The following is a 2,809-nucleotide window of genomic DNA, read 5'->3' on the forward strand; positions in this document are numbered from 1 at the left end:
GGGTGACAAAAAAGTCGAATGGCGGATCTCTCCATTCGCCGGGCTGATCCCGGCGCTGTTGGCGCAACAGTGCGACATGATCGTCGATCAACTGTTCGACAAGCCCGAACGCCGTGAGGTGATCGACATCGTCAACTTCATGTATTCCAGCCAGTCCATCGTGGTGCCCAAAGGCAATCCGAAATCAGTGAACACGCTGGAAGATTTATCGGGGCTCAAGGTCGCGGTCAGTAATGGTTCAACCATCCGCGTGCTGCTGGGCAAAGAGAACGAAAAACTCGAAGCGGCCGGCAAGGCACCGATGAAGCTGGTGGTCTACAACGTCGACGCCGATGCATTCCAGGCCTTGCGCATCAACCAGGTGGACGCTTTCGGCACCACGGTCGAGTCTGCCGGTCATTACCAGCAACTGGCCCCTGACTTGTTTCAATCAGCGGTGCCTGCTTTCAACCGCATCCTGACCGGTTTCGGTGTGCGCAAAAGTGATCCGCAATTGACTGTCGCATTGACCGAAGTCTTGCAAGGCATGCGTGCCGACGGAAGTTACGAAGCGCTCCTCAGTAAATGGCATGTCAGCAGCGACAAACTGGACTGAGGACGAACCTGATGAACTTCAATTGGGATGTGTTCTGGCAATACCTGTTACAGCCCAGTGATGTCTACCTGACGGGGTTGTGGCTGACGTGCCTGATCAGTGTGTCGGCGATGTTGCTCGGCTGTGTGCTGGGGTTGATCGCGGCGTTGATGAAACTGTCGAGTAACCCGCTGTTGCAATACCCGGTGCGCTTTTATGTCTGGCTGATGCGCGGCACGCCGCTGCTGGTGCAGATCGTGTTTCTGTACACGGCATTGGCGGCCGGTGGCATTTTCCGCTTCGAAGACCTGGACCTCGGCTGGTTCATCGTGCCGGGCAACATTCAGGCCGCGATCATCGCCCTGGGCCTCAACGAAGGCGCGTATATGGCCGAGATCATTCGGGCCGGCATCGGTGCGGTGGACAAGGGGCAGTACGAAGCCGGACGGTCCCTGGGCATGACGTTCCCCAGGTTGATGCGCCGTATCGTGCTGCCCCAGGCCTTCCGGGTCATCGTTCCGCCGCTGGGCAACGAGTTCAACGTGATGTTGAAAAACACCACGCTGGTCAGCGTGATCGGCGTGCAGGAGTTGTTGCTCAGTACGCAAATGGTGACCTCGGCGACCTTCCGGGTGTTCGAGTTGTATCTGGTTGTTGCCATTTACTTCCTGGCATTGACCACGCTCTGGGGCTTTTTCCAGCGCTGGCTCGAGGCGCGTTTCGGCCAATCCGATCGTCCGGCTCCGGCCGCCAGCCGAATGTTCGGTCGCAACACCATGAAACTGTTGAGAGGGCGTTGAGATGGCACACATGAGTGAAGAGCTGGTCATCGAAGCGCTGGATATTCACAAGTCGTTTGGTGACCTGGAAATTCTCAAGGGCATTTCGCTGCAAGTGAAGCGGGGTGAAGTGGTGGTGCTGATCGGCGCCTCCGGTTCGGGCAAAACCACCTTTATTCGCTGCATCAATCTGCTGGAGGACATTCAGTCCGGGCAAATCCGTGTCAGCGGCCAGCCCATGGGTTACCGCACCCGTGCCGATGGCAGCCTGGTCCGGGACTCGGAGCGCAACATTGCGCGTCAGCGCCGGGACATCGGCATGGTGTTTCAGCGCTTCAATCTGTTCCCGCACATGACGGCCCTGGAAAACATCATCGAGGCGCCCATCCATGTGCTCGGCGTGCCTCGCGCGGCAGCGGTGGAGCAGGCGCGGGCGTTGCTCAAGCGGGTCGGGCTGGCCGAGAAGGCGGATCACTACCCTTCGATGCTGTCCGGTGGGCAGCAGCAGCGGGTGGCCATCGCCCGGGCGCTGGCCATGAAACCCCTGGCGATGTTGTTCGACGAGCCCACCAGCGCCCTTGACCCGGAGACGGTGGGTGAAGTGCTGCAAGTCATGAAGGAACTGGCCGAGGAGGGCATGACCATGGTCGTGGTCACCCACGAAATGGGTTTTGCTCGCGAAGTGGCCGATCGGGTGGTGGTCCTCGATCAAGGCGAACTGATCGAGCAGGGTCCACCCGAACAGATCTTCAGCCAACCCCGCCATGCCCGTACCCGGGCGTTCCTCAGCCGCGTGCTGTAGGAGCGAGCAGGCTCGCTCCTACAGATTTTTATGAACATTACTTTTGTGTGAGTCCTGCCATGTTCAAGTTTTCTGCCCATGAGTATCCCTATACCTCAYAACGTCAAAGCGTTTTCGCCAAGCGCGGCATGGTCGCCGCCTCTCAGCCACTGGCCGCCGAAGCCGGGATTGAAATGATGCGTCGCGGCRGCAATGCCATCGATGCGGCCATCGCCACGGCAGCAGCATTGACGGTGGTCGAGCCCACCGGTTGTGGTATTGGTGGTGACGCTTTTGCCTTGGTCTGGACCCAAGACAAACTGCATGGCTTGGCTGCCAACGGCGCCGCTCCGCAAGCCCTGAGCATTGAGGCAGTGAAAGCGGCCGGCCATGAAAAAATGCCGCTGCATGGCTGGACGCCTGTCACTGTTCCTGGCTGCCCGTCGGCCTGGGCGCAATTGTCCCGGCGTTTCGGTCGTCTGCCCTTTGCGGACTTGCTGCAGCCGGCGATCAGTCTGGCGCGGGACGGATTTCCCGTTTCGCCAGTGGTCGCCTTGCAGTGGCAAACCGCGCTGGAGGATTTCACTTCCGACCGTAGCGACGTGCTCGAGAGCTGGTTCGAGACCTTCCTGATCGAAGGCCGTGCCCCCCGCGCCGGCGAACTGTTCCGTAACC

At 59.7% G+C, this 2,809-nt stretch carries 4 protein-coding genes; all 4 read left to right on the forward strand.

What is annotated here, in order from left to right:
* On the forward strand, positions 1 to 595 hold a 595-nt coding region (locus ACXRVY_RS22885; protein WP_458238314.1), incomplete at its 5' end, for an ABC transporter substrate-binding protein.
* Between the two features lie 11 nt (positions 596 to 606).
* A complete protein-coding gene (locus ACXRVY_RS22890) occupies positions 607 to 1,374 on the forward strand; it encodes an amino acid ABC transporter permease (RefSeq protein ID WP_223461488.1) in 768 nt (255 codons plus the stop codon).
* A gap of 1 nt (position 1,375) precedes the next feature.
* Positions 1,376 to 2,155: an amino acid ABC transporter ATP-binding protein gene (locus tag ACXRVY_RS22895; RefSeq protein ID WP_223461490.1), complete on the forward strand. Its 780-nt coding sequence runs from the start codon at positions 1,376 to 1,378 to the stop codon at positions 2,153 to 2,155.
* A gap of 59 nt (positions 2,156 to 2,214) precedes the next feature.
* Positions 2,215 to 2,809 (forward strand): gamma-glutamyltransferase (locus tag ACXRVY_RS22900; RefSeq protein ID WP_458238315.1); only part of this gene is annotated, 595 nt, incomplete at its 3' end.

Source organism: Pseudomonas sp. P5_A2_2, assembly GCF_054177685.1.

What these genes read in the sequence shown, in the direction of transcription:
- ACXRVY_RS22890 (WP_223461488.1), top strand. Translation starts at nt 607, where the DNA reads ATGAACTTCAATTGGGATGTGTTCTGGCAATACCTGTTACAGCCCAGT.
- ACXRVY_RS22895 (WP_223461490.1), top strand. Translation starts at nt 1,376, where the DNA reads ATGGCACACATGAGTGAAGAGCTGGTCATCGAAGCGCTGGATATTCAC.